This is a genomic window from Streptosporangium sandarakinum (assembly GCF_013409935.1).
Lineage (GTDB): Bacteria > Actinomycetota > Actinomycetes > Streptosporangiales > Streptosporangiaceae > Streptosporangium > Streptosporangium nondiastaticum.
In genome coordinates this window covers 982557-1008271 of sequence record NZ_JACCCO010000002.1, presented here as the reverse complement: position 1 = coordinate 1008271, position 25715 = coordinate 982557, and the positions used below count along the sequence as shown (strand labels likewise).

Genomic DNA, 25715 nt, shown 5'->3' with positions numbered 1-25715 from the left:
GATCACCATTCCAGGGTGTAGATCTTCTTGGCGGACAGGTCGACGACGATCCGGCTGGTGTCCAGCCAGGTGCCGTCGGGAAGCCGGACGAACAGCCGCACGCACCGATGCGTCCCGCACTGCGCGGCCCCGCCGGCCTCCTCCTGAGCCGGGGTGAAGATCAGCCCCCGCACCCCCAGGTCGGACGGCGACCGCAGCTCACGGCCGCCCGCCCGGGTGAAGGACTGCCGTACGGCCGGGCCGTACCGGGGGTCGGCCAGCAGCAGGCCGACGGCCCGTGACTCCTCGACCTTGGAGGGAGGCGGCTGCACGCCCTGCTTCACCGTCTCCTCCACGACCTTCCGCAGGCCGAGGTCCACCTTCCGCACGATGAGCCGGTCGGAACCGTAGTCGTACAGGTAGGCGTCGGCCTGGCGTCGCTCCTCGGCGTCCTTGTCGTCGTCGCGTTCGACGTAGAGCAGATCGACCCGGCCGGCGGCCATGTGCGCCCGCGAGCCGGCCGACGCCACCGCGCTCGCCAGCGTGACCTCCTGGCTGGTCAGTGGGTCTCCGGGGGCGGGTGTCCGCACCGCCGTCCGCGCGGCCTGCGACCCCTGCTCGCCGGGCAGGAACAGCACCGCCGCCACCGCGGCGGACACCACCCCCGCGGCGGCGACCGCCACGGTGGTCCGTCGTCGTCCCATGAGTGCCTTCTTTGCAGATTGTTGACCTGTAACTGCGGAGGGTAACCGATTCGGCGCTTCCGGTCGGGCCGGACGGCGCATTGTCCTGTTGATCGGTATTGCTGGTTTCGCGCGTTTGGCGGCTTTTGCCTCGGTGCTCTTTCGCCCCCGGTCTCTTTCGCCCACCGGTCCCTTCCGTATGGTCCGCCGCTTCCCGCCCGGCGACCATGACCGGACGCGTTACGTCTCCCGCCCTGGCGGACACCGGAGGAACGGGCCACGGGGGAGCGGGTCGCGATAGATCGGCGGCGGGCCCCGTGGGCGGATAACCGGTTGGCGGCGGACCATGGCCGGTGAATACTGCCCGGGTGTTCTCCGACGCTGACGCCGCCGCCCTGTACGACCTGATGTATCCCTGGGACGTCGCCCGATTTCCCTCCGACGCCTTCCATCACGACCTCGTGATGGCCGCCGACGCCGTACTGGACGTCGGCTGCGGCACGGGCTCGATGCTGCATCACGCCCGGGAGTGCGGGCACTCCGGGCGGCTCGCCGGGATCGACCCGAACCGGGCCGCGCTGGAGCGGGCCCGCCGCCGGACCGACATCGAGTGGTACGAGGGCACCGCCGCCGACGTCTCCTGGGACCGGGAGTTCGACCTCGCGACGATGGCGAGCAACGCGTTCCAGTGCCTCGTGGGCGACGACGAGCTGCGCGCGTCACTGGTCGCGATCCGTACGGCGCTGCGCGACGGCGGCCGGTTCGCGTTCGAGACGCGTCACCCGCAGGCGCGGGCGTGGGAGACTTGGACCCCCGACGGCTCCGATGACGGCAACGCCGCCGATGTCGTGGACGCCTCCGGCCGGGCCCTGCGCGTGTGGCACGAGGTCGAGTCGGTCGTGGGCGACGTCGTGACGTTCACCGAGACGACCGCCGAGCCGGACGGCGCCGTCCTGTACGTCGACCGGACCACCCTGCGCTTCCTGGACGTGCCCGCGCTGAACGCCTTCCTGGCCGAGGCCGGCTTCGCCGTCGAGGGGCAGTACGGCGACTGGTTCCGCGGTCCCGTCACCGACGCCAGCCAGGTGATCGTCACCATCGCCCGCCGGGGCTGAATCCGCCACGCGGTCACGCGGTCGGCCGGGGAGCGACTCAGGCGTCCGGAGTGATGGCGCGGGCCCGTCCGAAGCCGAGGGGTGTGGCGGGGCTTCGACGGGATGTCACGTGATGGAAAGGTTAAACCTGTCGTAACCGTATTGTGATCTTCAATTGCGAAGATCAAACGCCGGTTTCCGCCGGACGGCGGCATGTGACGACAGGAAAGGGCGCTTTCGATGAAGGCCACTTCGAGGGGGCGGCGGCTCGCCGTGCTGGCCGCCGCGCTGACGGCCCCGGTTGCCATCGGACTCGGTGGCGTCGCGAACGCCCAGGCCGCCACCGGATCCGCCGCAACCGCTCCCACCGTTTCCGCCGCTTCCACCGCCTCCGGTGCGGCCGACGCGCTCAAGCGTCAGCTCGGCGGCAGCCGCGGCGTGGAGTTCGCCGAGACCATCACCGACACGGTCGTCTCCGGGTCGCAGCGCGGCCGCAGGACCGTCTCGCGGACCGAGGGCGTCGCCCAGTTCGGCGACGGGAGGGTCGTCGCCACCGACTCGACGGACGGCACCACGCGGTGGATCTCCTTCGCCGACCGCGCCTACGGCACCGGGGCGCTCTTCCCGACCCTGCCCGCGGGCAAGGACTGGGTCGTCTCCGAGGACGCGGCCCGTCCCGACCTCACGTCCGGCAGCCTCGCGCTCGACGACCCGGCCGTGATCAAGGCCCTGCTCGCCACCGCCGCGTCCAAGCGCTCCGGCGGGACCCACGACGGCATCCGCACCACCCTCTACCAGGGGAAGATCACCTTCGCCGGGCTGCGCAAGGCGTTCCCCGGCCTGCGCCTCGCGTCCGGCGCGCCCCTCGACGCCGCGCGCCTGAAGGCCAAGCTCTCGTGGCGGCTCTGGCTCGGGCAGGACCAGCTCGTGCGCCGCGCGTGGAGCTCCTGGACCGAGCCCCGCTACAAGGGGGTCACCGGTGACGTCGTCCACGTCAGCGACACCCGCCTGACCGACTGGGGCACCCAGGCCCGCATCGTGTCCCCTCCGGAGGAGAAGGTGACGACGCCCGGCGACGTCGCTCTCAACTACGCGGTCAACGGCTCCACCGGCGACTGACCTCACCGGCCCCGTACGGCGCCGCACCGTCACCCGCGGCCGTGGACGGTGACCTCCGCGCTCTCCCGTCAAGGTTCACGCGCGGCCGTGGGCGGTGACCTCCGGGCTCTCCCGCGAAGGTTCACGCGCGGCGACGCGGCCACCGAGTGGGCAGATTTTTGTTCTTGACGAAAATCCGCCTTCTGGTGAAGATTCTTGCCAATTGCACGCTTCATGCCGGGGTGACCCCCCACCCGGGGAAGCGTGCCAATTAGAGGAAGCTCTGATGAGGAGCTCTCTCGGCGGCAGGAGAGCCGGTCGTGTCGCGGTCGCACTCGCCCTGCCCCTCGTCCTCGGCTTCACCGCGGTCCCCGTTCTCGCCGACCCGTCTCCCACGGCCGGCGAGGTCGCACCCGACCGGCGGTCCGGCACCGAGCAGAACGGCGTGGCGCTGCTGCGCGTCATCGTCCCGGACCAGGCCGGTGTGGACCGGCTCAACTCCATGGGCGTCGACCTCGCGGAGTACGAGAAGCCCCTCGACGACGGCATCGAGGTGCACGCCGTACTGAGCCCGCAGGAGGCCGAGGAGCTACCGAAGTGCGGGCCGGTGCTTCGGCCTTCAGATGCGGGGGTGAAGGCCCGCGCGGGAGTGCCCGCCAGGGCGTGAGCATGCCCTGACCGGTTTGCTCGTGCTGCTCGGTCCACCAGGTGCGGGGCACCAGGACAGCGAAGGGCCGCCCCACCTGCGTTCGGCGATGGTGTGCTCGCCGGAGCGGCACGGGCTGAATCCCCGGCCTTCAGGCCGGGGAGCACGTCAATTCATGTGGCCTCCGGGCGCGTACAAGACCGCCGGACGCGAACTGCTGCCGCGGGTCGGCTTCGGTACGGAGAACTTCTTCCGGAGCGCCTCCGACCACATCCTCTCCGCGGTCCAGTCCTGGCGCGGCACGGGGATCTGGCCGGGCCGTACCGGTCCGGTGCCGGACGTGCTGTACTCCGCGGCCGGCAACAGCGCCGACGAGCACTGGTTCAACCGGGGCATCATCGGCTGGGACTTCGAGGTCGGCGCGGACGTCTACGACCCGGCGACCAAGCGGTTCCAGGCGGTCGGCTTCCAGCCGGAGTTCGCCGAGGGGCACCAGGAGGCGATGGAGTTCGCCAGCGGCCAGATCGCCATCCTGGAGGTCGCCAAGGCCTTCGCCGACGACAGGGAGCGTCCCGGGTCGGACCTCAAGGTGACCGGCCGGACCGGCACCTCGACCACGTTCACGTTCGAGGTCGACGAGCCCGCCAACGTGTACTACACGCTGGACGGCAGCCGGCCGACCCTGAGCTCGCCCAAGCTCGCCGCCGCGGGGATGCGTGAGGGAGCCCAGCGGATCACGGTCGAGAAGACCACCGAGGTGCGCTGGTTCGCCGTGGACATCGCCGGCAACGTCGAGAAAAACTACAAGCCGGAGGGCAACGGCAACAATTACCGCAAGGAGAAGGTGGAGGTCCGCGGGACCCGCTGACCCCCGCCGGTTTCCGAGAGCCTCGGACAGCCGCCGGTCCACCGACCGGCGGCTGTTTCCGTCCGCGGGGAGGACCTCGCCGGATCCGGGGTAAATCCCCGCCCGCGGGGCTTACCGGAGATCTACCATGGAAACCGGCCGTCATCTCTGCCGGAGCCGAGTGTTCCGAGCCCGAGCCCGATCCCGCCCGTCCCCGTACCCCGACTCGATCGTTTCCGCGGAGCCGTTCGATGCCCAAGGGACTCCTCGCCGCCTGCGTGACCACGACCGCCGTGACGTTCGCCCTCCCGGCGACCACCGCGGCGGCTCCTCCTCCGGCGTCCGTCCGGTACGCCCCCGCCGAGCCGGCCTCGTCCGACCTCGTGCGGCCGTCGGGGAACCCGGTCACGCTGCGGAGCGCGCCCCGGCCGCTCCCCGTGCGCTACACCTTCGGCGGGAAGACGCACACCCTCGACGACTTCCTCGCCCGCACGAGGACCAACGGTTTCGTCGTGCTCGACGACCAGAAGATCGTGTACGAGCGTTACGACGGCGCCGGCCGCGACACGCGCTTCCAGTCGTGGTCGGTCGGGAAGTCCTTCACCTCGGCCGCGGTCGGCATCGCACTGGGGGAGGGACGCATCCACTCGATCGGCGACCCGGTGACCAGGTATCTGCCCGAGCTGAGGGGCTCGGGCTACGACGGCGTGTCCATCCGCGATCTCCTGCGGATGTCGTCGGGGATCGAGTGGGACGAGAGGACCGACGTGTTGAGGACGCACCTGGCGGCCCTGCGCGGCCGGTCGGTCGGGGAACTGGCGGCGCGCCGGGTGAACGGCTGGAAACCCGGCACCAGGTTCGAGTACACCAGCATGAACTCCTTCGTGCTCGCCAGGCTGGTGAGCCGGGCGACGGGCGTGCCGTACCACCGCTATGTCGAGAAGATGATCTGGAAGCCCGCGGGCATGGCGTCCACGGCCCGTATCACCCATGACGGCGACGGGGACAGCCTCGGTTACTGCTGCTACCACGCGACCGACCGCGACTTCGCCCGGTTCGGCCTGCTCTACCTGAACAACGGCAGGGCGCACGGACGCCAGGTGGTGCCGGCCTCCTGGGTCAGGGGGTCGACCAGGCCCTCCGCCCCCTTCAACCCCGCCTACGGCCTGCACTGGTGGCTCGGAGAGGGCGGCGAGGGCGACTTCATGGCCGCGGGCTTCGGCGGGCAGTACATCTACGTCTCACCCGGGAAGAGGGTCGTCATCGTCAAGTCGTCCGTCTCCGGCCCCCGGGGCGACGGGGACGGCGGGCTGTCCGGCCCGGCGGACCAGGGTGAGACCCTGACGGCGTTCCGCGCGGTCGCCGCCGAGGTGGCGAGGACCCGCTGACGCCACGGCGGCGACCCGCCCCGTGTGGCCGCACCGGCCGGGTCGCGGCCGGTGCGACCGGGACGGCGTCGGCCGCGGCGATCGTGTCCTGCCGTGTCAGGGCGGGAAGCCGCCGCCTCCCGGAGGGCTCGCTCAGCCGCCGAACGCCGGGTAGCCCGGCAGCGGGGTCACCTTCCACGGGCCGGCCACCTCGCGCAGCAGCAGGCGCATCGTCTCGGCGAACGCCGGGAACTCCGTCAGCGCGCTCGCCATCTCCCAGCGGTGCCGGAGCACCTGCCGCATCGTCGACACCGGCCGCCGCGTCCGGTGCATGAACCTGTCCTCCTCCACCACCCGGGGCAGCAGGAACACCGTCATGTGCGTCGTCCAGACGGCGACGGCCCGGCGGACCCCGGCGTGCCACACCGCGTCGTCGGCCAGCGCCGGGTAGATCGTGACGACCTCCGCCCGGTACACCTCCTCGATCTTCTCGGCCATGCCGTCCGGCAGGGTGAAGACGCACCAGCAGGAGGAGAAGGGCATCCGGCAGTACGCGGCGGTCAGGAAGACCGACTCGTAGGCCGCCGACTCGAAGTCGATCAGCCGCAGGCCGTCCGGGGTGAGCAGGTTGTTGTCGGGGCAGGTGTCGCCCGGGGTGAAGGCCGGGTACTCGTCGTGGTCCACCGTCCCGACCAGCGCCATGTCCTCCGCCAGCCCCGGCGGCGCGGCGACGCCGACCTCGTCGAGCAGCCCGGACAGCCCGGGGGCGAGTCCCGCGATCCACGACTCGTCCTCCGCCGGGAGCGTGCCGTGCCGGACCTGGCCCGCCGGGAGCTCGCCATCCCGGTTCGGGTCCGCCGGGTGCCCGCCGTACCGGGCCCGCAGCTCGGCGAAGTCGGCCCGCCGGGGCATCGATGCGGCGGCCAGCCGGCCGAGCCCGCCCGCCCAGGCCAGCAGCCCGTCCACGGCGGCTTCCGGGTCGTCCCCGAGGAGCACGTCGGCCAGGGTCGGCGCGGTCCCGAGGTCGGCCATCACCAGCAGCGGGACGGCGGGGTCCACACCCAGCAGCCCGGGGCCGGCCAGGCCCAGCGAGAGCGCGGCGGCCTCCGCGGTGAAGCCGCGCAGCGCGTCGGGCTCGGCGGCGTACGCCTTGACGACCACGCTGTCTCCCTCGGCGGTACGGCAGCGCAGCACGGTGCTGCGGGGGTTGCCGCCCAGATCGACGGGCTCGGACAGCTCGACGCCCGCAGCCTGGCTCGCGGCGCGCAGGATCGCTTCCATGGGGGTCTCCTCGGGGGTCCCGGGTGAGGCTCCGCCGTCCTCGCCGGGGTCGTGCCGTGCGGTGGCCGGCCGGCCGTCCCCGAGGCTCGTTTCCCGGGGACAATGAGGATCCTGCCGCGCCGACGCCGGGATATCCACCGAGATACGCGCCGGCCACATTCAGAGGAGACTCCCTCGCTGATCGAGCGTTCCTTCCGGCCGCGTCCCGGCGTTCGGGGCTGGGAACCTCCCGTTCCGGCTACGCGACGATGTACTCGGCGTCGCCGAAGTCCGCCACCACGCGGAGCCGCCCGCCGAGGGCCTCGACGTATGATCGCAGGGTCGCGACTTCCACGCGGTCCACCTCGCCATGCTCGATGGCTGAGACTCGTGGGCCGGAGACCCCCATCGTGTCCGCCACATCGCGCTGGGTCAGATCCTGCTCACGTCTGATCTCCGCGAGCTTGTACGCCCTGACCTCCGCGGCAAGCCGGTCCATCGCGGCGGATTTCTCGGCCTCCGACTGCACGGGTAGCCCGGCGGCCTGACGCCGCTCCCGTGCCCGCCGCTTCACCTCATCCCAGTCGACCGTGCTCATTCGTGCTCCCTGGTCGCCAATTCCGCTATGTGCTCGGCGTACCGTTTCTCCGCCAGCGGCACATTTTCCTCATACCAATGATCCCAGTTTCCGGCCTTGTCGCCGGCGACCAGCAGCACCGCTCGGCGGGTGGGATCAAAGGCGAACAGAATGCGAATCTCGCTCCTACCCATGGAACCAGGCCGCAGCTCTTTCAAGTGATGGTTATCAGCCCCCTTGACGCGGTCCACCAGCGGCCGGCCCAGCGTCGGCCCGACCCGCACCAGCATGTCTATGGCGTTTTCGACCTGCCCGGCGCTATACCAGTCGTCCTGGCACAACCGGTCGTATCAGTCGGCGACCTCGGCGATCAACACCACCTGCCATCCAACCCCGCTCATAGCTTAACCCTGGCATTAAGTTTGCAGCAAGGGAGCGCTTTTCTTGTTACCCGTGTCGAATTCCCGGCCTGAAGACGTCCGTGGGCTGGAGCTTCAGGCGGTGGGGGCGTCGTCGGCCAGGCACGGTCCGGCCGCAGACCTGTGTGGGGAAGCTCTCTAGGCGTCGGCCGGCAAATGCCTCGCGCCCGCTTCGATCCCGGCGGGAGCGGCTCCGGCCGCGTGCGACTCCCGCTCTGAAGCCTTCCCAACGGCCCGCACGCTGAAAGGGCCGTCCGCCGGGCATCGCGTGGATGTCCGGCGGACGGCCCGGGTGGGACTCGGGGAACGTCATCGCCGTCGATCGGGCCGGCCTCGTCGCGGAGGCCCCGCCGTCGCCGACGGCGGTCCGTCAGTGACGGCGGGACGGCGGGTCAGCCGTCGTAGCGGTCCTCGAAGGCGGTGAAGGCGGCCTCCTGCCGCCACTCGGCCGAGGCCTTGGGGCTCTTCTTCAGTACGGCCAGGCAGGACGGAGCCGGGTCGCCGCCGAGCGGGGAGCCCGCGCACTCCGGCACCGGGGTGTGGTCGTCCGGCGCCCGCCAGAGGCTGCCGCCCTGCAGGAAGCTGTGGTCGAGGGCGGTGCGGGCCAGGGTCTTCAGGTCGGCGTAGCGCAGGCCGTACTGGGTGATCGCCCGGAGGTACTCGCCGGCCAGGTCGGTGTGCTCGATGCCGGCGTCGTCGGTGACGAGGGCGACGGGCACGCCCGCCCGGCGGTACTCCATGAACGGATGGCCGTCCCCGCAGACCTGGAGGATCTGGCAGTTGCTGGTGAGGGCGATCTCGACGAGGACGTGCTCGCGGGCCATGTCGGCCATGAGCCCGGCCGGGTCGTCCTCGCCGCGGATGCCGGCGCCGTGCCCGACGCGTTCGGCGTGGCCGGTCTTCACGGCCTCGCGGACGTGGAACTTCAGGTCCGCGTCCGGTGCCAGGCCGGGGGTCAGCTCGCCGGCGTGCAGGCTGATGTGCGCCTCCGGGTAGAGGCCGCGCAGGTGGTCGAGCATGCGCATGTGCAGCCGGTAGTCGCGCAGCGCGACCGGGTCGTCCTCGGGGGCGACGAGGTTGACGCCGACGTAGCGCTCGTCGGCCTTGGCCAGCTCGAAGCCCAGCAGCATCTGGGCGAAGACCACCTCGGGTGGGGCGGTGCGGGTGACCTGGAGGAGAAAGCGCAGCGGCAGCGTGCAGCCGGGGTCGGCGTCTTCGCCGTCGCAGCGCAGCTCCTTGCGCATCTGGGCGATGTCGGTGTCGGCGTCGGCGCGGGCGGCCTTGACGATGCCCGCCATCGCGCCGTCGGCGAGCAGCCGGTCGCGCAGTCCCGCCAGGTCGGAGGTGTCGCCGCCGACCTTCTTGACGAGCTCCTGGACGGCCCCCGACTGGCGGGACAGCATGACCTCCAGCGTGAACTCCCGCTGGGCGGCGGCCCGGGAGGCGAGGATCGCCAGCATCTCCCCCTTGTGGGAGGTCGCCGCCCCGAACCTGCCGAACGCCGAGAAGAAGTGGTCGTGGCCCGACTCCTTGCCGGGGGTGAAGCCCCGCATGGACCAGGCCCGCACGATGTCGTCGGCGAGGCGCGGGTCGGTGGCCGCGTCGCGCACCGGTCGCTGCCCGTCGCCGCACGGCGGCGCCGACGCGGCGAGGGAGGCGGTGTCGAAGCACAGGCCGTCGCGCATGGCGGAGCTGAGCAGATACCCGGTGGGCACGGCGCCGGACAGGTGGGTGTGCAGGTCGGTGCCCTTGGGCAGGTCGGCGACGAACTCCCCGAGCCGGCCGGGCTCGTGGCGGACGCTGTCGAGGTACGCCTCGACCCGCGCGATCGTGTCCTGTCCGTCGTCGGCGGCCTGCGCGCCCGTCCACGCCGGTGCCCCGGCGACCGCGACCGCCACTCCGATCGCGGCAAGACCCTTGGTCAATATCATGGCGGCCAGCCAATCATGATCTTCGCGATCGGTTGCGTAATGTGACGGCCATGTTTCCCCATGTGAGCGGAGGGGGCCGGTACGGCGCGCCAGCCGGATGCCGCGGGCGCGCCGAAGGAGTGACGGGCCGGGACGGGGTCAGCAGCGGACGAGGAGGCCGGTGATGGCGGTGCAGCCGGCCGACGCCGTGTCGTCGGACGGCTGGGGGTCGGCGGGGGCGCTGTCGAGGCGGGAGGCGGTGACGGTGAGGCGGCCGCTGATGACGAGGAGCCGGGTGTAGAGGCCCAGGGACCTGGTCACCGAGCCGCCCGCGGGGATGACGCCGAGGTCGCAGGTGACGGTGCGCGCCGCGCCGTCCACGGCGCAGCCCGGGGCGCTCGGCCCGGTGAACGCCGAGGGGTAGGTGAGACGCAGCCGCGCCGCGGTCGTGGCGGCGGGTCCCCGGTTGGTGACGGTCGCGGTGAAGGTGGCGTGGGAGACGCCCAGGCCCTTGGGGGAGGCGTCCAGCGAGACGGCGAGGTTCGTGGCGGAGACGGCGTCGATCGTCAGGCCGCCGAGGTCGGTGGCGGCGGGCCCGTCCGCGAAGGTCTCGACGAGAGCGGCGCTCAGGGGCGCCCGGCCGGACGCCGTGCCCTTGAACGGGACGTAGACCACGGTGCGGTTCGCGGCGCCGGGCGCGAGGTCGCGCAGGGTGACGGTGATCGTGCGGTTCGCGGCGTCGCCGATGACCGTGCCGGTGTGGTGCTCGGGATCGGGCGACCACCAGGAGAACCTGTCAGCGCTGAGACTGCCGTCGGCCTCGGGGGCGAAGGTGACGGTCACCGTGGCCGAGACGACCGGGCGGCCGGAGGTGTTGGCGTAGTTGACGTCCAGCAGGGCCTCGGCGCCGGCGTCGACCGTCTTCGGGGCGGTGAGCGTGATGTGTCCCGGCTCCCCGATGGTGGTCGTGGCGGCGACGGCGGCTGCCGCGGTCCGCGGGCCGGTCAGGACGGTGGCGGCCAGCAGGGTCAGCAGGACGCCTGCCACCAGGGGTGTTCGGCGGGTACGGCCCGGCGCGGTGCCTGGCTGGGGGGACATGTCTCCTCCTTCGTGCCGCCTGCGCGGCGAAGAACGACTCGGCGGCCACCGCGCGGGCGGCCCGCCGCTCCCGGGCGCGGCGGAAGCCGGGCGGGGGAGCGGAAGCGCTCCGTATGCGATGACATCCAGAGTGTGACGAATGTTCGTGAAAGAGGAGGCCGTTTTCGGATATCAGTCGAGATCGCGGTGATTTTTCGCTTATGTGCTTATTGATCCGCGGGCGGCGCCAGGCGTGCCGCCACCCGGTGCAACGCCGCCAGTTCGCCGGGGGGGAGCTCCGACAGTACGGCGGGCGGCCGGTAGAGACGCCGGAGCATCCGTTCCCGCAGCTCCTCGCCCCCGGCGCTCAGGGCCACGACCTTGACGCGCCGGTCGGTCGGGTGGGGCCGGCGTTCGACGTAGCCCTGCTTCTGCAGCCGGTCGACGATCCAGGTCACGGTCGAGGCGTCGCACCGCCACATGTCGGCGAGCGCGCGCATCGGCTCGCCGCGGCCCGGGACAAGCCGCATGAGGGCCTTGAGGTCTCCCGGGCTGACGCCCAGCTCGGCGACGGCCTCCAGGTTGCGCTCGTGCTCGGCCATGAAGAAGTCGTACAGGGCTTCCCAGATCTCCGACCTGAGCCGTTCGTCCTGCTCAGGGTCCCGTCGTTCCATGGTGACCATGGTACGTCCGTCGCATCCATCCAAATATTGGATGGATCATAATGTTGGATACATCAAAGTACCTGCTATCGTTCGGAGCATCAGAGCTTCACGCCGTGCTCCGGCGGTCCCCGCGCTCCGGCGAAGCGCCCTGGCGCGGGGGGAACGACCGGAGGCGCCGACAGCCGGGGGCGATCCCGGCAGCGCGGCGGAACACCGGCGGAGCGCGACCCACCCCCACAGCGAGGAGTCCCCATGACCGTTCTCGTCACCGGAGCGACCGGCCGGGTCGGCAGCAGGTTCGTCCCCCGGCTGCTCCAGCGGACCGGAACCGTCCGCGTGCTGGTCCGCGACGCCGTACGGGCCGAGCCGCTCGCCAGGCTCGGCGCCGAGGTGGTCGTCGGCGACCTGCGCGACACCGGCGTCCTGGACGGCGCGCTCAAGGGCGCCGAGGCGGTCGTCCACCTCGGCGCGGCCTTCCGCGGCGTCTCCGACGAGGAGGCCGCCGCGGTCAACCACACCGCCACGGTCGAGCTGGCCGCCGCCGCGCTCCGGGCCGGTGTCGGCCGGTTCGTCTACACCAGCACCAACCTCGTCTACGGCGCGGACTTCATCCACGGCTCGGGTCCCGCCCGCGACGCGGGCCGCGGCCGGCCCGCCGCCGAGACCGACGAGATCCTCACCCCCGCGGGTGCCTACCCGCGCAGCAAGGCCGAGGCCGAGAAGGCGCTCGGCGAGATGCACCGGGCGGAGGGACTGCCGCTGCGCGTCCTCCGCCTGTCCTTCGTCTACGGCGACGGCGATCCGCACCTCGCCGAGTCGCTCCACTGGGCGCGCGGCTGGGCCGCCCACAGGCGCCTGCACATGGTCCACCACGCCGACGTCGCCCAGGCGCTGACGCTGGCGCTCTCGGCGCGCGGCGTGGACGGCGAGACGTTCAACGTGGCCGACGACGCGCCCGTCACCGCGCTGGAGCTTCACCGGCTCAACGGCGAACCTGTGCCGGAAGGGATGGCGGGCCGGGCGCTCGACGACCCATGGGAGGGCATCGTCGACACCACGAAGATCCGGCGCGAGCTGGGTTTCCGGCCGATCCACCCGAGCGTCCACACCGCCCGGGACGCCGGGGCGCTCTGACCCGCGCCGCCGGCCCGATCGGCGGACACACCAGGCGAAGGCCGACCCGTCACGGCGGAGAGATCAAGGGCGGGACCGGTGGCGTACGATGTCGGCGCACACGAAAACGCGGTCCGGTTGGTAGCCCGGACACCCGCCGGCTCCGGCCGGCGGTTCTCCGTATCCGCCCTCTCCAGGGATGTCCGGTGTGCCGAACGGCGGCTCAGCCGAGCCGCCCGTCGGCATGCTTCATGGGAGGGCGTCATGGTCTCGCTGTCGGTGTATTTCGAGGGCTCGTTCTGGGTCGGCGTGCTGGAGATCGTCCGGGACGGCGGGCTCCGCGCGACGAGGTTCGTCCTGGGGAGCGAGCCCACGGACGCCGAGCTGTACGAGTTCCTGATGCGGCACGGGACCGCCCTGCTGGAGCGGGCGCGGGAGGAGCACCGGCGCGAGGTCCTCCGGCGGAAGCGCGCCGAACGCCGCCGCGGCCGATAGCCGGGCGGGCGGTCCTCGCCGGATCGGGGCGGGGGCTTCGGGGCGCGGCGAAGGCGGACCAGAGCGGGCCGGGACTTCCGAGGGTGCGGAGGCGGATCGGGCCGGGGAAGACCCAGACGGGCTCCGGCGATGCGGGGCTTCCGGTGGTGGAATATCCGCTGGAAACCCTTTGAGTCTCCAGTCACTGGAAGGTTCAGGCTGAACCTGTGAACGACCACGAGGAGCTGTTCACCATCGGACAGCTCGCCCGCCGTACCGGCCTGCCGGTGCGCACCATCCGGTTCTGGTCCGACATCGACGTCGTGCCGCCGACCGGCCGCTCGGCCGGGGGATACCGGCTCTACGACGTCGAGGCGGCGGCCCGGCTGGACCTGGTGCGGACGCTCCGCGAACTGGGGCTGGACCTGGAGACGGTCCGGTCGGTGCTGGCCCGGCAGGGCGGCGTCGCCGACGTCGCCAGGGCGCACGCGGAGGCGCTGGACGCGGAGATCCGCATCCTGTGCGTGCGGCGCGCGGTGCTCCGGTCGGTCGCACGCAGAGGAAGCACGATCGAGGAGATGAGACTCATGCACGACATGGCACGCCTGTCAGCCGGGGAACGGCAGCGGGTCATCGACGAATTCGTCGACCGCGCCTTCGAGGGCATCCCCGCCGACGCGCCGGGCGCCGGCATTGCGCTGGGGATGCGGCGGTTGCCGGCGGAGCTGCCGGACGACCCGACCGACGAGCAGGTGGACGCCTGGGTGGAACTCGCCGAACTCGTCGGTGACGAGTCGTTCCAGCGCCGCGTCCGCGAGATGGCCATGGCGGGCGCGGCGGCCGGCCAGCCCCCGTCCTACGACTTCGCGCTGGTGACGGAGCACGCGGGCGCCGCCGTGGAGGGGGGGCTGGACCCCGCCTCGGCCGAGGGCCGGGCCGCGCTGGAGCGGATCGTCGGCGCGGACGTGCCCGCGGCGGAGCGGGTCCGGATGGCCGAGACGGTGGAGCTGTTCAGCGACCGGCGGGTGGAGCGGTACTGGGAGCTGATGGGCGTCCTCAACGACCGTCCGCCGTTCCCGCCCCGGGTCGCGGCGTTCGAGTGGTTCGCCGCGGCGCTCCGCGCCCACGCCTGATCGCCGGTGAACCCCGCGCCCGCGGCGGTGCGGACCGGAGGCCCTCGTCTCGTCCGTGCCGCGCAGTGAACCCCGCGCCCGCGGCGGCGTGGACCGTGGAGACCCACGTCTCGTCCGTGCCGCGCGGCGGGCCCCGTGCCTGCGGCGGTATGGGACCCGCCCGTGGGACGCCGCGTCATGACGTGGCGTCCCACGGGCGGGCCTCCGGCGACCGGGAGGAGCCGGAGACGCGGTCAGACCCAGCGGAAGGACTGGTTCCAGTCCGAGGTGCAGCGCCACATGTGGATGGGCGTGCCCGGCTTGTGTCCCTTGCCCTTGGCGTCGAGGCACTTGCCGTTCATGCTGCTACGGATGCTCCGGTAGCCGTTCTTGCTGTAGTCCGTGCGGCCCGAGTACCAGCGCTGGTTCGAGGCGGTGGTGCAGCTCCACAACTGCACCACCGCGCGCACCTTGGGGTTGAAGTCCTTGAGGTCGAGGCACTTGCCGTTGAGCGCGCTGCGGATCGTGCCGTCGCTGTGCTTGGTCCAGAGCTGGTTGGCGTTGTTGTTGCAGCTCCACAGCTGGACCTTCGCGCCGTTCTTGGGGCCGAAGTCCTTGACGTCGAGGCACAGGTCGTACCCGGCTATCTGGATCCGCTTGGCACCCGACGCCTGCGCTGTCGACGCGTGCCCGGCCGACGCCCGCGCGGCGGACGTGTGCGCGGCGGACGCGTGCGCGGGCACGGACATGAGCGCGATGCCCGACGCGATGACCGTCGAGGCCGCGACGACGCCGAGCACACGGTTCTTTCCCATCCTTGCCACCCCGTTCTCGCCTGAGCGATTCTCGTTGGCCATGTGAGCCGCGGAAGATCCGGCTCACGTGGTGTCTCCAACCGTGAGACGACCGCATGGGGTGGCGAGTTCGAGCTGATTCGCGAATTTCTCGCGGGTTTCCGGGGGAATGTCCTCAGCGTTCGGCCTGGAAGGCGGCCATGGGGATGGGCAGCCAGGTGGGGCGGTTGCGCGCCTCGTAACCGACCTCGTAGACCGCCTTCATCATCTCCAGCGCCCGCAGCAGGACCGCGTCCTGGGCCTGGAGGCGCCCGCCGCCCGCGGAGTACCCGGCGAGGAACGACGAGCGGTTCAGCTCGGCCCACTCCACGGCCCGCGGATAGAGCTCCTCCGCCCGCGGGTGCCCCGCCAGCAGGTGGCGGGCGGCGTAGTCGAACGAGCGCAGCATGCCCGCCACGTCCCGCAGCGGCGAGGACAGGGCCCGGCGCTCCTCCAGGGGCTGGCCGGGCTCGCCCTCGAAGTCGAGGACGATCCAGTCGGTCGGGGTGCGCATCACCTGGCCCAGGTGATAGTCGCCGTGGACCCGCTGGACCGGGATCTCGTAGGCGGTGTCGGCGACCCGCTGATAGGCCTCCTGGACCACGTGGGCGTGGCGGCCCAGCTCGGGCACCTCCTCGACCATCTGGATCAGGCGGCGGCGCTGGTCCTCGATGAGCTGCTTGACCTCGTGGGCCTCCATCACCGAGGTCGGGAAGGTCGCGGCCAGTTCGCTGTGGATCTCGGCGGTGGCCACGCCGAGGCGGTAGGACTCGGAGCTGAAGTCGCCGCCCGCCTCCGAGGCCGAGGGGGTGAGGCTGGCGTAGAGGTCGCGGACGCTGGCCAGCGCCAGGGCCCAGCCGTCGTTGGCGGTCGACAGGAACTCCTGCGTGATCGCCAGCGTGGTCGGCACGCCGTCCAGGTCGGTCTCGATCCAGCCGTACGGCCGCGCGATGTGCTGGGCGTCGCGGGCGGCCAGGGCGCGGACGATCTCCAGCTCGGGGTTGACGCCGGGGATCAGCCGGCGGAACAGCTTGCAGATGTAGGTCTCGCCGTACACCAGGGAGGTGTTGGACTGCTCGGCGCCCAGCACCAGGCTGCGCAGCGAGGTGTCGATGTCGGCGCCCGGCATGTGGCGCATGCGCAGCGGGCCGGTATCGCGGTCCTCGGCCATCCCGTCCAGCAGGACGCAGGTGAGGTCGGCGTCGTGGGCGGCGTCGTAGTAACCCTCGCCGATCCGGACGTGGCTGAACCGGCCGGAGGTGTCGCCGCCGGTGCCGAGCAGGAGCTGGTAGCGGTCGAGGTCGTCGCCCTGGCGGACGCGGAGGATGAGGTGACGGAGGCGGGGGACGAGCTCGACGTCGGACTCGATGTCGAGCTCGTCTATCGGCCGCCCCTTACCGGCGAACCATCGCTGATGCGCTATCCATCCGGCAAGGAGCTCCGTCAACACGGCCTTACGCCTCCTGGGGTGCGGGCGGCAGGGTGAACCAGTAGAACCCATGCCCAGGAAGCGTCAAAAGATACGGAAGTTCGCCGATCGGAGGGAAAGGAACTCCGCCCATCGTCTCCACGGGCACCGACCCCTCGAACCGGCGCAGGTCGAGCTCCACCGGCTGCGGGAACCGCGAGAGGTTGTTGACGCACAGCATCCGGTCGTCGCCCAGCTCCCGCACGTAGGCCAGGACGCTGGGGTTGGAGGAGTTCAGCTCGGTGTAGTCGCCGAGACCGAACACCGGGTGCCGCTTGCGGATGTCGATCATGCGTTTGGTCCAGTGCAGCAGCGAACCGGCGCTCTTCTGCTGCGCCTCGACGTTGATCGCCTGGAAGCCGTAGATCGGGTCCATGATGACCGGGAGGTACAGCCGGCCCGGGTCGCAGTTGGAGAACCCGGCGTTGCGGTCGGGGCTCCACTGCATCGGGGTGCGGACGCCGTCGCGGTCGCCGAGCCAGATGTTGTCGCCCATGCCGATCTCGTCGCCGTAGTACAGGACGGGAGAGCCGGGCAGCGACAGCAGCAGCGCGGTGAACAGCTCGATCTGGTTGCGGTCGTTCTCCAGCAGCGGCGCCAGGCGCCGCCGGATGCCGACGTTGGCCCGCATCCGGGGGTCCTTGGCGTACTCGGAGTACATGTAGTCGCGCTCGTCGTCGGCGACCATCTCCAGCGTCAGCTCGTCGTGGTTGCGCAGGAAGATGCCCCACTGGCAGTGCTCGGGGATCTTCGGCGTCTGGGCCATGATCTCCGAGATGGGGTAGCGCGACTCCCGCCGCACGGCCATGAAGATGCGCGGCATCAGCGGGAAGTGGAACGCCATGTGGCACTCGTCGCCGCCGGTGGCCGGGTCGCCGAAGTACTCCACCACGTCGGCCGGCCACTGGTTGGCCTCGGCCAGCAGCACCCGGTCGGGGTAGAGGCGGTCCACCTCGGCGCGGATCCGCTTGAGGTAGGCGTGCGTCCTCGGCAGGTTCTCGCAGTTGGTGCCCTCCTGCTCGAACAGGTAGGGGATCGCGTCCATCCGGAACCCGTCGATGCCGAGGTCCAGCCAGAACCGCAGCACCTCCAGCATGGCCTCCTGGACGTCGGGGTTCTCGTAGTTCAGGTCCGGCTGGTGGGAGAAGAAGCGGTGCCAGTAGTACTGGCCGCGCACCGGGTCGTAGGTCCAGTTGGACGCCTCGGTGTCGATGAAGATGATCCGGGCGTCCTGGTAGCGCTCGTCGGTGTCGCTCCAGACGTAGAAGTCGCCGAACGGGCCGTTGGGGTCGTGGCGGGACGCCTGGAACCACGGGTGCTGGTCGCTGGTGTGGTTCATCACCAGGTCGGCGATGACCCGCATGCCGCGCTTGTGGGCCTCGTCCACCAGCTTCACGAAGTCACCGAGGTCGCCGAACTCCGGCAGGATCTTCATGAAGTCCGCGATGTCGTATCCGCCGTCGCGCAACGGCGACTCGTACAGCGGCAGCAGCCACAGGCAGTCGACGCCGAGCCACTGGAGGTAGTCCAGTTTCTCGATCAGGCCGCGGATGTCTCCGGTGCCGTCGCCGTTGGAGTCGGCGAAGCCCCGGATGAGCACCTCGTAGAAGACCGCGCGTTTGAACCAGTACGGGTCTCGAGGCTTCTCCTCGTCGAAGGTGTTCGGGATCGGCTCGGATGGCTGACTCACCAGTGGACTCCCCGCTTCTTCAACCGGTACCGCGTGCTCCGGCCTGCTCACCGCTGGTTCGCCGGGGCGCGCAGAGTGAAGATGTGTGCTGGTCGGACATGAGGGTCGAGACGCACGTAGTTGTTCTGCCGCCAGTGGTACGACTCGCCCGACAGTTCGTCGTCGACGACGAGTTCGTCGTTCCAGCCGAGACCGAGGGCCGGCATGTCCAGCGACACCGTGGCCTCATGGGTGTGGTACGGGTCGAGATTCACAACCGTCAGCACCACGTCGCCCAGGCCGTGCCGTCGTGTGGCCGTGTCGTAGGCACCGGGCAGTCGCTTGGAGAAGCAGACCAGGTCCGGATGGTCGACGCTGTGGAACCGTAGGTTACGCAGTTCCTGGAGCGCCGGGTGAGCTCTTCGCAACAAATTGAGTTGCGTGATCAAGGGGGCGAGGCTACGGCCCTCGCGCTCAGCCTCGGCCCAGTCGCGAGGTCTGTACTGATATTTCTCGCTATCGAGGTATTCCTCACTGCCCGGACGAACCGGTACGTTCTCCGCAAGCTCGTAACCGGAGTAGACGCCCCAGGTCGGCATCGACATCGCCGCGAGGATCGCTCTGATGCGGAATGCCGGGACACCCCCGTGCTGAAGGTATTCGTGAAGGATGTCCGGAGTGTTGACGAAGATGTTGGGCCGCATGTAGTGCGACGTCTCGTGGGACAGCTCGGTGAGGTAGCTCTCGACCTCCTCCCGCGAGTTGCGCCACGTGAAGTAGGTGTAGGACTGCTGGAAGCCCACCTTGCCCAGCGTGCGCATCATCGCCGGCCGGGTGAACGCCTCGGCCAGGAACAGCACGTCCGGGTCGGTGGAGTTGACGTCGGCGATCAGCCGCTCCCAGAACGACACCGGCTTGGTGTGCGGGTTGTCCACCCGGAAGATCCGCACCCCGTGGTCCATCCACAGCCGCACCACCCGCTTCACCTCGGCGTAGATCCCCTCGGGGTCGTTGTCGAAGTTCAGCGGGTAGATGTCCTGGTACTTCTTCGGCGGGTTCTCGGCGTAGGCGATGGTGCCGTCGGCGCGGACGTTGAACCACTCCGGGTGCTCCCTGACCCACGGATGGTCCGGCGAGCACTGCAGGGCCAGGTCGAGCGCGACCTCCATGCCCAGCTCGCGGGCCTTGGCCACGAACTCGTCGAAGTCCTCGAACGTGCCGAGGTCGGGGTGGATCGCGTCGTGGCCGCCCTCCTCCGAGCCGATCGCCCACGGCGAGCCCGGGTCGTACGGCTCCGGCGTCAGCGTGTTGTTGCGGCCCTTGCGGAAGCTGTGCCCGATCGGATGGATCGGCGGCAGGTAGACGACGTCGAAGCCCATCTTGGCGACGGCCGGCAGCCGCAGGGCCGCCGTCTTGAACGTCCCGGACTTGGGCGCGACGCCCTCCTGGACGATCGCGCCCTCCGACCGCGGGAAGAACTCGTACCACGACCCGAACAGCGCCCGGCGCCGCTCGACCCTGACCACCCGCTTGCCGGTCCGGGTCACCAGGTCGCGCAGCGGGTGCGCGCGCAGCAGCGCGGCCGTCTCCGCCGACTGGGCCGCCGCGAACCGGGCCCGCGGGTCCACCGCCTGGTCGCGCAGCCGGGCGGCGACCTCCAGCAGCGCGGCGCGGTGCCCGCAGGCCGCCGCGCCGGAGGAGGTCCGCCCCGCCGTACGGCCGGCGGCCTTCGCGTTCCGGGCGCCCTTCGTGCCCTTCGCCGCGGAGGGGGCGGGGACGGAGGGGCAGTCGGCGGACCGTACGGCACGGGCGGCGCGCTCGAAGAGCCGGGCGCCCTCCTCGCACATCAGCTCGGTGTCCATGTCGCGCGGGATCTTGATGCCCGCGTCGTGCAGCCAGGTCGCGATCGGGTCGCTCCACGCCTCGACGCGGAAGTGCCACTCGCCCTCGTCGGGCAGGGTCACCTCCACCCCCCACCGGTCGGTGCCCGGGGCCGGCTCGGCCATGGGCAGCAACCGGCCGCGGGTGCCGTCGGGGGCGGTGAGCACCACGCCGGCCGCCACCGCGTCGTGTCCCTCGCGGAACACGGTGGCGGAGATCTCGAAGGTCTCGCCCGCGGCGGCCTTGGCGGGGTAACGCCCGCACTCGACCGTCGGGTGCACGTCAAGGATGGGAATTCGTCCGATCATCGCGTCTCAAGGTAGCGACGGCACACCGGTGCCGCCGGAGAGTCGGCAAGGAAAGATCTTCGTTTTTTCAAACAACCCCGTGACCGGCACCCGGGGGCGTGACCACGCTCGCGGGGGACCGGTTCCCGAGGGGGTGGAGCGGTCGGCCCCTAGATGCCTGCCCCAATAGTCCATCTTCATACCTGTGAGGGAAAGACCGGGGAACCCCCGCTTTCCCGGGCGAGTTGGGCCGGTGAACGGCCACCCCGCGATCGACCCTTCTTTGATGTGTTTGGGGGCGATTGATAGCGGTGAGGGGGAGACGCGTGAGTGTCGAGGTCGCCATCCGTGGCGCTGAGTAACTAGGGTCTGGCAGCGTGAGAGCAATCCGCAGGTTCACCGTCCGCACCGTTCTTCCTCCGGAGCTGGCCTCGCTGGGCGAGCTTGTGCGCAATCTGCGCTGGTCATGGCACCCCGAGACGCTCGACCTCTTCGCCGAGGTCGATCCGGAGGTGTGGGAGAGGGTCGGCCACGACCCGGTCGCCCTGCTCGGCGCCGTCGATCCGGCGCGGCTGCGCGAGCTCGCCGCCGACCGCCGCTTCCTGCGGCGGGTCGCCGACGCCGCGGACGACCTCCACGAGTACAAGACCGCGCCCGGCTGGTACCAGACGGTCCCCGACGCCCCCCGGGCCATCGCCTACTTCTCCCCCGAGTACGGCATCGCCGCCGCGCTGCCGCAGTACTCCGGCGGCCTGGGCATCCTGGCCGGCGACCACCTCAAGGCCGCCAGCGACCTGGGCGTGCCGATCCTGGCGGTCGGCCTGCTGTACCGGCACGGCTACTTCACCCAGTCGCTGTCACCGGAGGGCTGGCAGCTGGAGCACTACCCCTCCCTCGACCCGGGCGGCCTGCCGCTGACCCTGCTGCGGGAGGAGGACGGCACGCCGGTGCGGACCGCGATCGGCCTGCCCGAGGGCCGCGCCCTGCACGCCCAGATCTGGATCGCCCAGGTGGGCCGGGTCCCGCTGCTGCTGCTCGACTCCGACGTGGCCGAGAACGACGTCGCCGCCCGCGACGTCACCGACCGCCTCTACGGCGGCGGCACCGACCACCGCCTGATGCAGGAGCTGCTGCTCGGCGTCGGCGGCGTCCGCGCCATCCGCGCCTACTGCCGGGTCACCGGCCACCCCGAGCCGGAGGTGTTCCACACCAACGAGGGCCACGCGGGCTTCCTCGGCCTGGAGCGCATCCGCGAGCTGACCGAGAGCAGGCTCTCCTTCGACGAGGCGCTGGAGGCGGTCCGCGCCGGCACGGTCTTCACCACCCACACGCCCGTCCCCGCCGGCATCGACCGCTTCCCGGCCGAGATGATCGCCCGCCAGTTCGGCGGCGACAACGCCTGGCCCACCGTCCCGGTGGACCGCATCCTCGCGCTCGGCGCGGAGAAGGAGCCCGGCAAGTTCAACATGGCCGCGATGGGCATGCGGCTGGCCCAGCGGGTCAACGGCGTGTCCGAGCTGCACGGCGAGGTCAGCCGGGAGATGTTCCAGGACCTGTGGCCGGGCTTCGACGCCTCCGACGTACCGATCGGGTCGATCACCAACGGCGTGCACGCGCCCACCTGGGTCGGCCGGGAGATCATGGAGCTGGCCGGCCGGGAGCTGCCCGCGCTCGTCGAGCGGGCCCAGGGCTGGGAGGGTGTCAACAAGATCTCCGACGCCGACGTCTGGGCCATCCGCGGGCGGCTGCGCGCCCGGCTGGTCGAGGGGGCCCGCGAGCGGCTGCGCCGTTCCTGGCTCGCCCGGGGCGCCTCCCGCGCCGAGCTGGGCTGGATCGACGACGCCCTCGACCCGGACGTGCTGACCATCGGCTTCGCCCGCCGGGTGCCCTCCTACAAGCGGCTCACCCTGATGCTGAAGGACCCCGACCGGCTCCGCCAGCTCCTCCTCGACCCGGACAAGCCGGTCCAGATCGTGATCGCCGGCAAGGCGCACCCGGCCGACGAGGGCGGCAAGAAGCTCATCCAGCAGATCGTGAAGTTCGCCGACGCCGAGGACGTGCGGCACCGCATCGTCTTCCTGCCCGACTACGACATGGCGCTCGGCCAGCTCATGGTCCAGGGCGCCGACGTGTGGATGAACAACCCGCTGCGCCCGCTGGAGGCGTGCGGCACCTCCGGGATGAAGGCCGCCCTGAACGGCGGGCTCAACCTGTCCATCCGCGACGGCTGGTGGGACGAGTGGTACGACGGCACCAACGGCTGGGCCATCCCCACCGCCGACGGCGTCGGCGACCCCGACCGCCGCGACGAGCTGGAGGCCGGTGCGCTGTACGACCTGGTCGAGTACGAGGTGGCCGACCGCTTCTACGACCGGGCGGCCGACGGCCTGCCGCTGCGCTGGCTGGAGATGGTCCGCCACACGCTGACCTCCCTCGGGCCCAAGGTCCTGGCCGGGCGGATGCTCCGCGACTACGTCGTGGACCTCTACACCCCGGCCGCCAAGTCGGGCCGCGCGCTGCTCAAGGACGGCTACGAGCCGGCCAGGGGCTTCGCCGCCTGGAAGCTCCGCCTCGCCCAGGCGTGGCCCGGGGTGCGGGTGGAGCACGTGGAGACCTCCAACCTCGGCGACACCCCCGAGGTGGGCGCGTCGCTGGAGGTGCGCGCCACCATCGCGCTGGGCGAGCTGCGCCCGGAGGACGTCCGCGTCCAGGCCGCCTACGGCCCGGTCGGGCTCCACGACGAGTTGGTACGGCCCGCGTACACGACCCTGGCCCTGGAGTCCGACGGCGACGACGGCAGGGCCGTCTTCGCCGGGACCGTCCCGCTGGACCGCACCGGCTCGTTCGGCTACAGCGTCCGGGTCGTCCCCGACCACCCGCTCATGGACACGCCCGCCGAGCTGGGGCTGGTCACCGTGCCGGAGGAGCCGGCGGGGATGACCAACGGCACCCTGCGCTGACCCCGGCGGCCGGGCGGGGACGGAGAGAAGGAGGAGGGGAGCCGGGGCACACGCCCGGCTCCCCTCCTCCTTTCATGTCCTCTCCGTGCCCTCCGGCGCACCGGGGACCGGACGTCCTCCGGCGCACCGAGGGTCAGGCGTCCTCCGGTGTCCCGGGGGTCAGGTGGCGGACACCACCACGTCCTCGGCCTTGACGAACATCACGCGGTGGCCGAACTGGATCTGGTAGTACTTCTGCTTCCCGCGGATCACCTGGTGGTTCGACGGGTCCAAGGTCACCGCCCGGTAGTACTCGCCGACCGCGGTCAGGCCGACGGTGTAGCGCTGGCCCGCGGCGAGGGTGTACTGCAGCGGGCTGATCGCCTGGTACGGCACGCCCGCCGGGTACGCCTCCGCCTCCGGGTACGCCCTGCCGTACACCGGCACGCTCGCCAGGCCCGGCTTGGGCGTCACCACCAGGCCCTTGGACGGCACCGCGGTGGGCTGGGACGCGGGGTTGTGGAACCACGCCTTCTGGCCGAGGTACCAGATCGCGGTCCAGCCGCCCTGGCGGTCGGCGACGGCGTAGCGCTGGCCGGTGGTGGCGCGGGCGCTGTGGTCGTAGACGCTGTAGAGCGAGTCGCCGGTCGGGTGCTTGCCGATGTCCTTGACCAGCGGGGCGTCCTCACGCGGCTCGGTGCGCAGCCAGACCGACGCCGAGCCGTGCGGGGCGCAGTCGGCGTCGGGGTTCTTGCGGTCGCAGCCGTAGTAGTACGGCTGGTTCTTGTCGTAGTCGGGGAGGATCATCACCGACTCGGTCCGCGGGCCGCCGGTGCCGTGCAGCGGGCGGCCGAGGAGCTGGAAGTAGCGCGCCCAGTCCCAGAAGGGGCCCGGGTCCTCGTGCATGCCCCGCACCGTGGAGGCGATCGTCCCGGGCACGTTGTCGTGGCCGATGATGTGCGCCCGGTCGAGCGGGACCTGGTAGCGCTGGGCGAGGTAGCGCACCAGCCGGGCCGAGCTGCGGTACATCGCCTCGGTGTACCAGTAGGCGCCCTCGGCGAGGAATCCCTCGTGCTCGATGCCGATCGACTTGGCGTTGACGTACCAGTTGCCCGCCTGCCAGGCGACGTCCTTGGTCTTCACGTGCTGGGCGATGTGCCCGTCCACGGAACGCACCGAGTAGTGCCAGCTCGCCGGGCGCGCGGGGTCCTGCACCAGCCGCACGGAGGGGGCGAAGTAGCCCTCCATGTCGTGGATGACGATGTACTCGATCTGCTGGTTGACCGGCCGGTTCGACTTGTCGTGGTTGCCGTAGTCGTCATCGGGCAGCGCCTGGTAGGGCGCGGGGACCCACTCGCACGAGACGGTGGGCGGGCACTCGGCCTCGCCGCGGACGGGCCGGCGCAGGCCCAGCTTGTCCAGCCAGCCGTCCATCTTCCGCACGCCGGGGGCGGCCCGCAGTTCGACCTTCTGGCCGTCGTCGGTGACGCGCCCGGCGCCGGACTCGATCGTGGCGTAGACCTCGTCGGCGAAGAACTTCGCCGCCTCCGCCTCCTCGGCGCCGGAGTAGCGGGCCACCGCGCCGTACCACTGGCCGGGGTCGTCGCTGAGCGGCGCGCCGAGCGCCTTCTGGTAGTCGGCCAGCAGGGCCGCGCCGCCGCGGATGTTGGCGGCCGGGTCGCCGCGTAGTTCCTCGCGGCTCGCGCCGGTGAGCTGGGCCGCCTTCTCCAGCGTCCTGAGCGAGGCGGGGACCTCGGCGGGCGCCGGCGCCGCCTGGGGGGCCGGCAGCGGGCGGCCCTCGTCGCCCCGGGCGTCCTCGGTGCCCTCGGCGTGGTGGTTCCCGCCGCTCAGCTCGGCCGCGTCGGTGAGGTGCATCGGGCCGTACCCGGCGGAACTGCTCGGCTTGCCCGCGTTGGTGTCCCAGCGGGACTCCAGGTAGGACACGCCGAGCAGGACGCTCTCGGGCACGCCGTACGCCTTGGCCGCCTCGGTGAAGGCCGCCTGCCGGCTGTCGGGAACGGCCGTCTGCGTGGCGGAGGCCGGTTGCGCTAGGGAGAGGCCGCCTGCGACCACGATGGCCGCGGCCGCCAGGCGGAGGGGGGACGATCGTCGCACGAACGCTCCTCGGCTGGGGGGATCCGATGCGAGACAGCCTGCGAAGCCGGGCCCGCGATGTCAATAACATTCTTCACTTTGCCGACACGTAGCGAAGAATTTCTTCACCCTGTCAACCCGGCGGCTTCCGGCCTCGGCCGTCTCCGTGACCCGAACGGATCGATCCGCTCACGATGCGGCGGTCACGTCGAGCGGGCGGAGG

General features: G+C 71.4%; 21 protein-coding genes. 9 read left to right on the top strand and 12 right to left on the bottom strand.

Translation table 11 applies throughout. The features are described from left to right. Nucleotides 1-2 precede the first annotated feature (2 nt). Nucleotides 3-683, bottom strand: a complete 681-nt coding sequence (locus HDA43_RS23010) for a hypothetical protein (protein ID WP_179825046.1) — start codon at nt 681-683, stop codon at nt 3-5. A 347-nt stretch (nt 684-1030) separates the two neighbouring features. Here HDA43_RS23010 and HDA43_RS23005 point away from each other — a divergent pair, with 347 nt between their 5' ends. From HDA43_RS23005 to HDA43_RS22985, 5 genes are all read left to right on the top strand, one after another. Further along, nucleotides 1031-1777 (top strand): class I SAM-dependent methyltransferase, encoded by a 747-nt coding sequence (locus tag HDA43_RS23005; protein ID WP_179825044.1) that lies wholly within the window; start codon nt 1031-1033, stop codon nt 1775-1777. Between the two features lie 219 nt (nt 1778-1996). Further along, nucleotides 1997-2875, top strand: a complete 879-nt coding sequence (locus HDA43_RS23000; RefSeq protein ID WP_179825042.1) for a hypothetical protein — start codon at nt 1997-1999, stop codon at nt 2873-2875. A gap of 265 nt (nt 2876-3140) precedes the next feature. Continuing rightward, a complete protein-coding gene (locus HDA43_RS22995; RefSeq protein ID WP_179825040.1) occupies nt 3141-3521 on the top strand; it encodes a hypothetical protein in 381 nt (126 codons plus the stop codon). 154 nt (nt 3522-3675) lie between these two features. Then, nucleotides 3676-4368 (top strand): chitobiase/beta-hexosaminidase C-terminal domain-containing protein, encoded by a 693-nt coding sequence (locus HDA43_RS22990; RefSeq protein WP_179825038.1) that lies wholly within the window; start codon nt 3676-3678, stop codon nt 4366-4368. Nucleotides 4369-4598: 230 nt separating this feature from the next. Beyond that, entirely contained in the window at nt 4599-5735 is a 1137-nt protein-coding gene (locus tag HDA43_RS22985; protein WP_179825037.1) for a serine hydrolase domain-containing protein, read from the top strand. Nucleotides 5736-5867: 132 nt separating this feature from the next. On the opposite strand, the gene HDA43_RS22980 is transcribed toward HDA43_RS22985, so the two are convergent. From HDA43_RS22980 to HDA43_RS22955, 6 genes are all read right to left on the bottom strand, one after another. Beyond that, entirely contained in the window at nt 5868-6995 is a 1128-nt protein-coding gene (locus HDA43_RS22980; RefSeq protein WP_179825035.1) for a hypothetical protein, read from the bottom strand. 238 nt (nt 6996-7233) lie between these two features. Next, nucleotides 7234-7572: a type II toxin-antitoxin system RelB family anti-toxin gene (gene relB / locus HDA43_RS22975; RefSeq protein WP_179825034.1), complete on the bottom strand. Its 339-nt coding sequence runs from the start codon at nt 7570-7572 to the stop codon at nt 7234-7236. Continuing rightward, the gene (locus tag HDA43_RS22970) at nt 7569-7892 is read right to left on the bottom strand and encodes a type II toxin-antitoxin system RelE/ParE family toxin (RefSeq protein WP_246424489.1); all 324 of its coding nucleotides are present in this window, start codon (nt 7890-7892) and stop codon (nt 7569-7571) included. Before HDA43_RS22970 ends, relB begins: the two co-directional genes overlap by 4 nt. Before the next feature lie 470 nt (nt 7893-8362). Beyond that, nucleotides 8363-9901, bottom strand: a complete 1539-nt coding sequence (locus HDA43_RS22965) for an amidohydrolase family protein (RefSeq protein WP_179825033.1) — start codon at nt 9899-9901, stop codon at nt 8363-8365. A 138-nt stretch (nt 9902-10039) separates the two neighbouring features. Continuing rightward, nucleotides 10040-10978, bottom strand: a complete 939-nt coding sequence (locus tag HDA43_RS36070; RefSeq protein ID WP_179825032.1) for a DUF11 domain-containing protein — start codon at nt 10976-10978, stop codon at nt 10040-10042. Nucleotides 10979-11184: 206 nt separating this feature from the next. Beyond that, nucleotides 11185-11631, bottom strand: a complete 447-nt coding sequence (locus tag HDA43_RS22955) for a MarR family winged helix-turn-helix transcriptional regulator (protein WP_179825031.1) — start codon at nt 11629-11631, stop codon at nt 11185-11187. Between the two features lie 243 nt (nt 11632-11874). On the opposite strand from HDA43_RS22955, the gene HDA43_RS22950 reads away from it, so the two are divergent. From HDA43_RS22950 to HDA43_RS22940, 3 genes are all read left to right on the top strand, one after another. Then, the gene (locus tag HDA43_RS22950) at nt 11875-12756 is read left to right on the top strand and encodes an NAD-dependent epimerase/dehydratase family protein (RefSeq protein WP_179825030.1); all 882 of its coding nucleotides are present in this window, start codon (nt 11875-11877) and stop codon (nt 12754-12756) included. 243 nt (nt 12757-12999) lie between these two features. Next, the gene (locus HDA43_RS22945) at nt 13000-13230 is read left to right on the top strand and encodes a DUF2992 family protein (protein WP_179825029.1); all 231 of its coding nucleotides are present in this window, start codon (nt 13000-13002) and stop codon (nt 13228-13230) included. A 206-nt stretch (nt 13231-13436) separates the two neighbouring features. After that, the gene (locus HDA43_RS22940; RefSeq protein ID WP_179825027.1) at nt 13437-14342 is read left to right on the top strand and encodes a MerR family transcriptional regulator; all 906 of its coding nucleotides are present in this window, start codon (nt 13437-13439) and stop codon (nt 14340-14342) included. Between the two features lie 233 nt (nt 14343-14575). On the opposite strand, the gene HDA43_RS22935 is transcribed toward HDA43_RS22940, so the two are convergent. The 4 genes from HDA43_RS22935 to HDA43_RS22920 form a co-directional block, all read right to left on the bottom strand. Next, nucleotides 14576-15136: an RICIN domain-containing protein gene (locus HDA43_RS22935; protein ID WP_179825025.1), complete on the bottom strand. Its 561-nt coding sequence runs from the start codon at nt 15134-15136 to the stop codon at nt 14576-14578. 154 nt (nt 15137-15290) lie between these two features. Next, nucleotides 15291-16604, bottom strand: a complete 1314-nt coding sequence (locus HDA43_RS22930) for a maltokinase N-terminal cap-like domain-containing protein (protein WP_179825023.1) — start codon at nt 16602-16604, stop codon at nt 15291-15293. A 4-nt stretch (nt 16605-16608) separates the two neighbouring features. Beyond that, nucleotides 16609-18312, bottom strand: coding sequence for a maltose alpha-D-glucosyltransferase (gene treS, locus HDA43_RS22925; protein WP_179825021.1), 1704 nt, complete (start codon nt 18310-18312; stop codon nt 16609-16611). 47 nt (nt 18313-18359) lie between these two features. After that, on the bottom strand, nt 18360-20480 hold the full coding sequence (locus HDA43_RS22920; protein WP_179825019.1) for an alpha-1,4-glucan--maltose-1-phosphate maltosyltransferase: 2121 nt from the start codon (nt 20478-20480) through the stop codon (nt 18360-18362). Between the two features lie 356 nt (nt 20481-20836). On the opposite strand from HDA43_RS22920, the gene glgP reads away from it, so the two are divergent. Next, complete coding sequence (gene glgP / locus HDA43_RS22915; protein WP_179825017.1) at nt 20837-23419, top strand: alpha-glucan family phosphorylase; 2583 nt, start codon at nt 20837-20839, stop codon at nt 23417-23419. 159 nt (nt 23420-23578) lie between these two features. Here glgP and HDA43_RS22910 read toward each other — a convergent pair whose 3' ends face one another. Beyond that, the gene (locus tag HDA43_RS22910; RefSeq protein WP_179825015.1) at nt 23579-25513 is read right to left on the bottom strand and encodes a peptidoglycan recognition protein family protein; all 1935 of its coding nucleotides are present in this window, start codon (nt 25511-25513) and stop codon (nt 23579-23581) included. Nucleotides 25514-25715 lie beyond the last annotated feature (202 nt).

Excerpts from the sequence above, each read along its gene's own strand:
- HDA43_RS22965 (WP_179825033.1), bottom strand. The coding sequence starts at position 9,901 with ATGATATTGACCAAGGGTCTTGCCGCGATCGGAGTGGCGGTCGCGGTC.
- HDA43_RS22985 (WP_179825037.1), top strand. The coding sequence starts at position 4,599 with ATGCCCAAGGGACTCCTCGCCGCCTGCGTGACCACGACCGCCGTGACG.
- HDA43_RS23000 (WP_179825042.1), top strand. The coding sequence starts at position 1,997 with ATGAAGGCCACTTCGAGGGGGCGGCGGCTCGCCGTGCTGGCCGCCGCG.
- HDA43_RS22945 (WP_179825029.1), top strand. The coding sequence starts at position 13,000 with ATGGTCTCGCTGTCGGTGTATTTCGAGGGCTCGTTCTGGGTCGGCGTG.
- HDA43_RS22955 (WP_179825031.1), bottom strand. The coding sequence starts at position 11,631 with ATGGAACGACGGGACCCTGAGCAGGACGAACGGCTCAGGTCGGAGATC.
- HDA43_RS22990 (WP_179825038.1), top strand. The coding sequence starts at position 3,676 with ATGTGGCCTCCGGGCGCGTACAAGACCGCCGGACGCGAACTGCTGCCG.
- HDA43_RS23010 (WP_179825046.1), bottom strand. The coding sequence starts at position 683 with ATGGGACGACGACGGACCACCGTGGCGGTCGCCGCCGCGGGGGTGGTG.
- HDA43_RS36070 (WP_179825032.1), bottom strand. The coding sequence starts at position 10,978 with ATGTCCCCCCAGCCAGGCACCGCGCCGGGCCGTACCCGCCGAACACCC.
- HDA43_RS22995 (WP_179825040.1), top strand. The coding sequence starts at position 3,141 with ATGAGGAGCTCTCTCGGCGGCAGGAGAGCCGGTCGTGTCGCGGTCGCA.
- HDA43_RS22980 (WP_179825035.1), bottom strand. The coding sequence starts at position 6,995 with ATGGAAGCGATCCTGCGCGCCGCGAGCCAGGCTGCGGGCGTCGAGCTG.
- HDA43_RS22920 (WP_179825019.1), bottom strand. The coding sequence starts at position 20,480 with ATGATCGGACGAATTCCCATCCTTGACGTGCACCCGACGGTCGAGTGC.
- HDA43_RS22935 (WP_179825025.1), bottom strand. The coding sequence starts at position 15,136 with ATGGGAAAGAACCGTGTGCTCGGCGTCGTCGCGGCCTCGACGGTCATC.
- relB (WP_179825034.1), bottom strand. The coding sequence starts at position 7,572 with ATGAGCACGGTCGACTGGGATGAGGTGAAGCGGCGGGCACGGGAGCGG.
- HDA43_RS22950 (WP_179825030.1), top strand. The coding sequence starts at position 11,875 with ATGACCGTTCTCGTCACCGGAGCGACCGGCCGGGTCGGCAGCAGGTTC.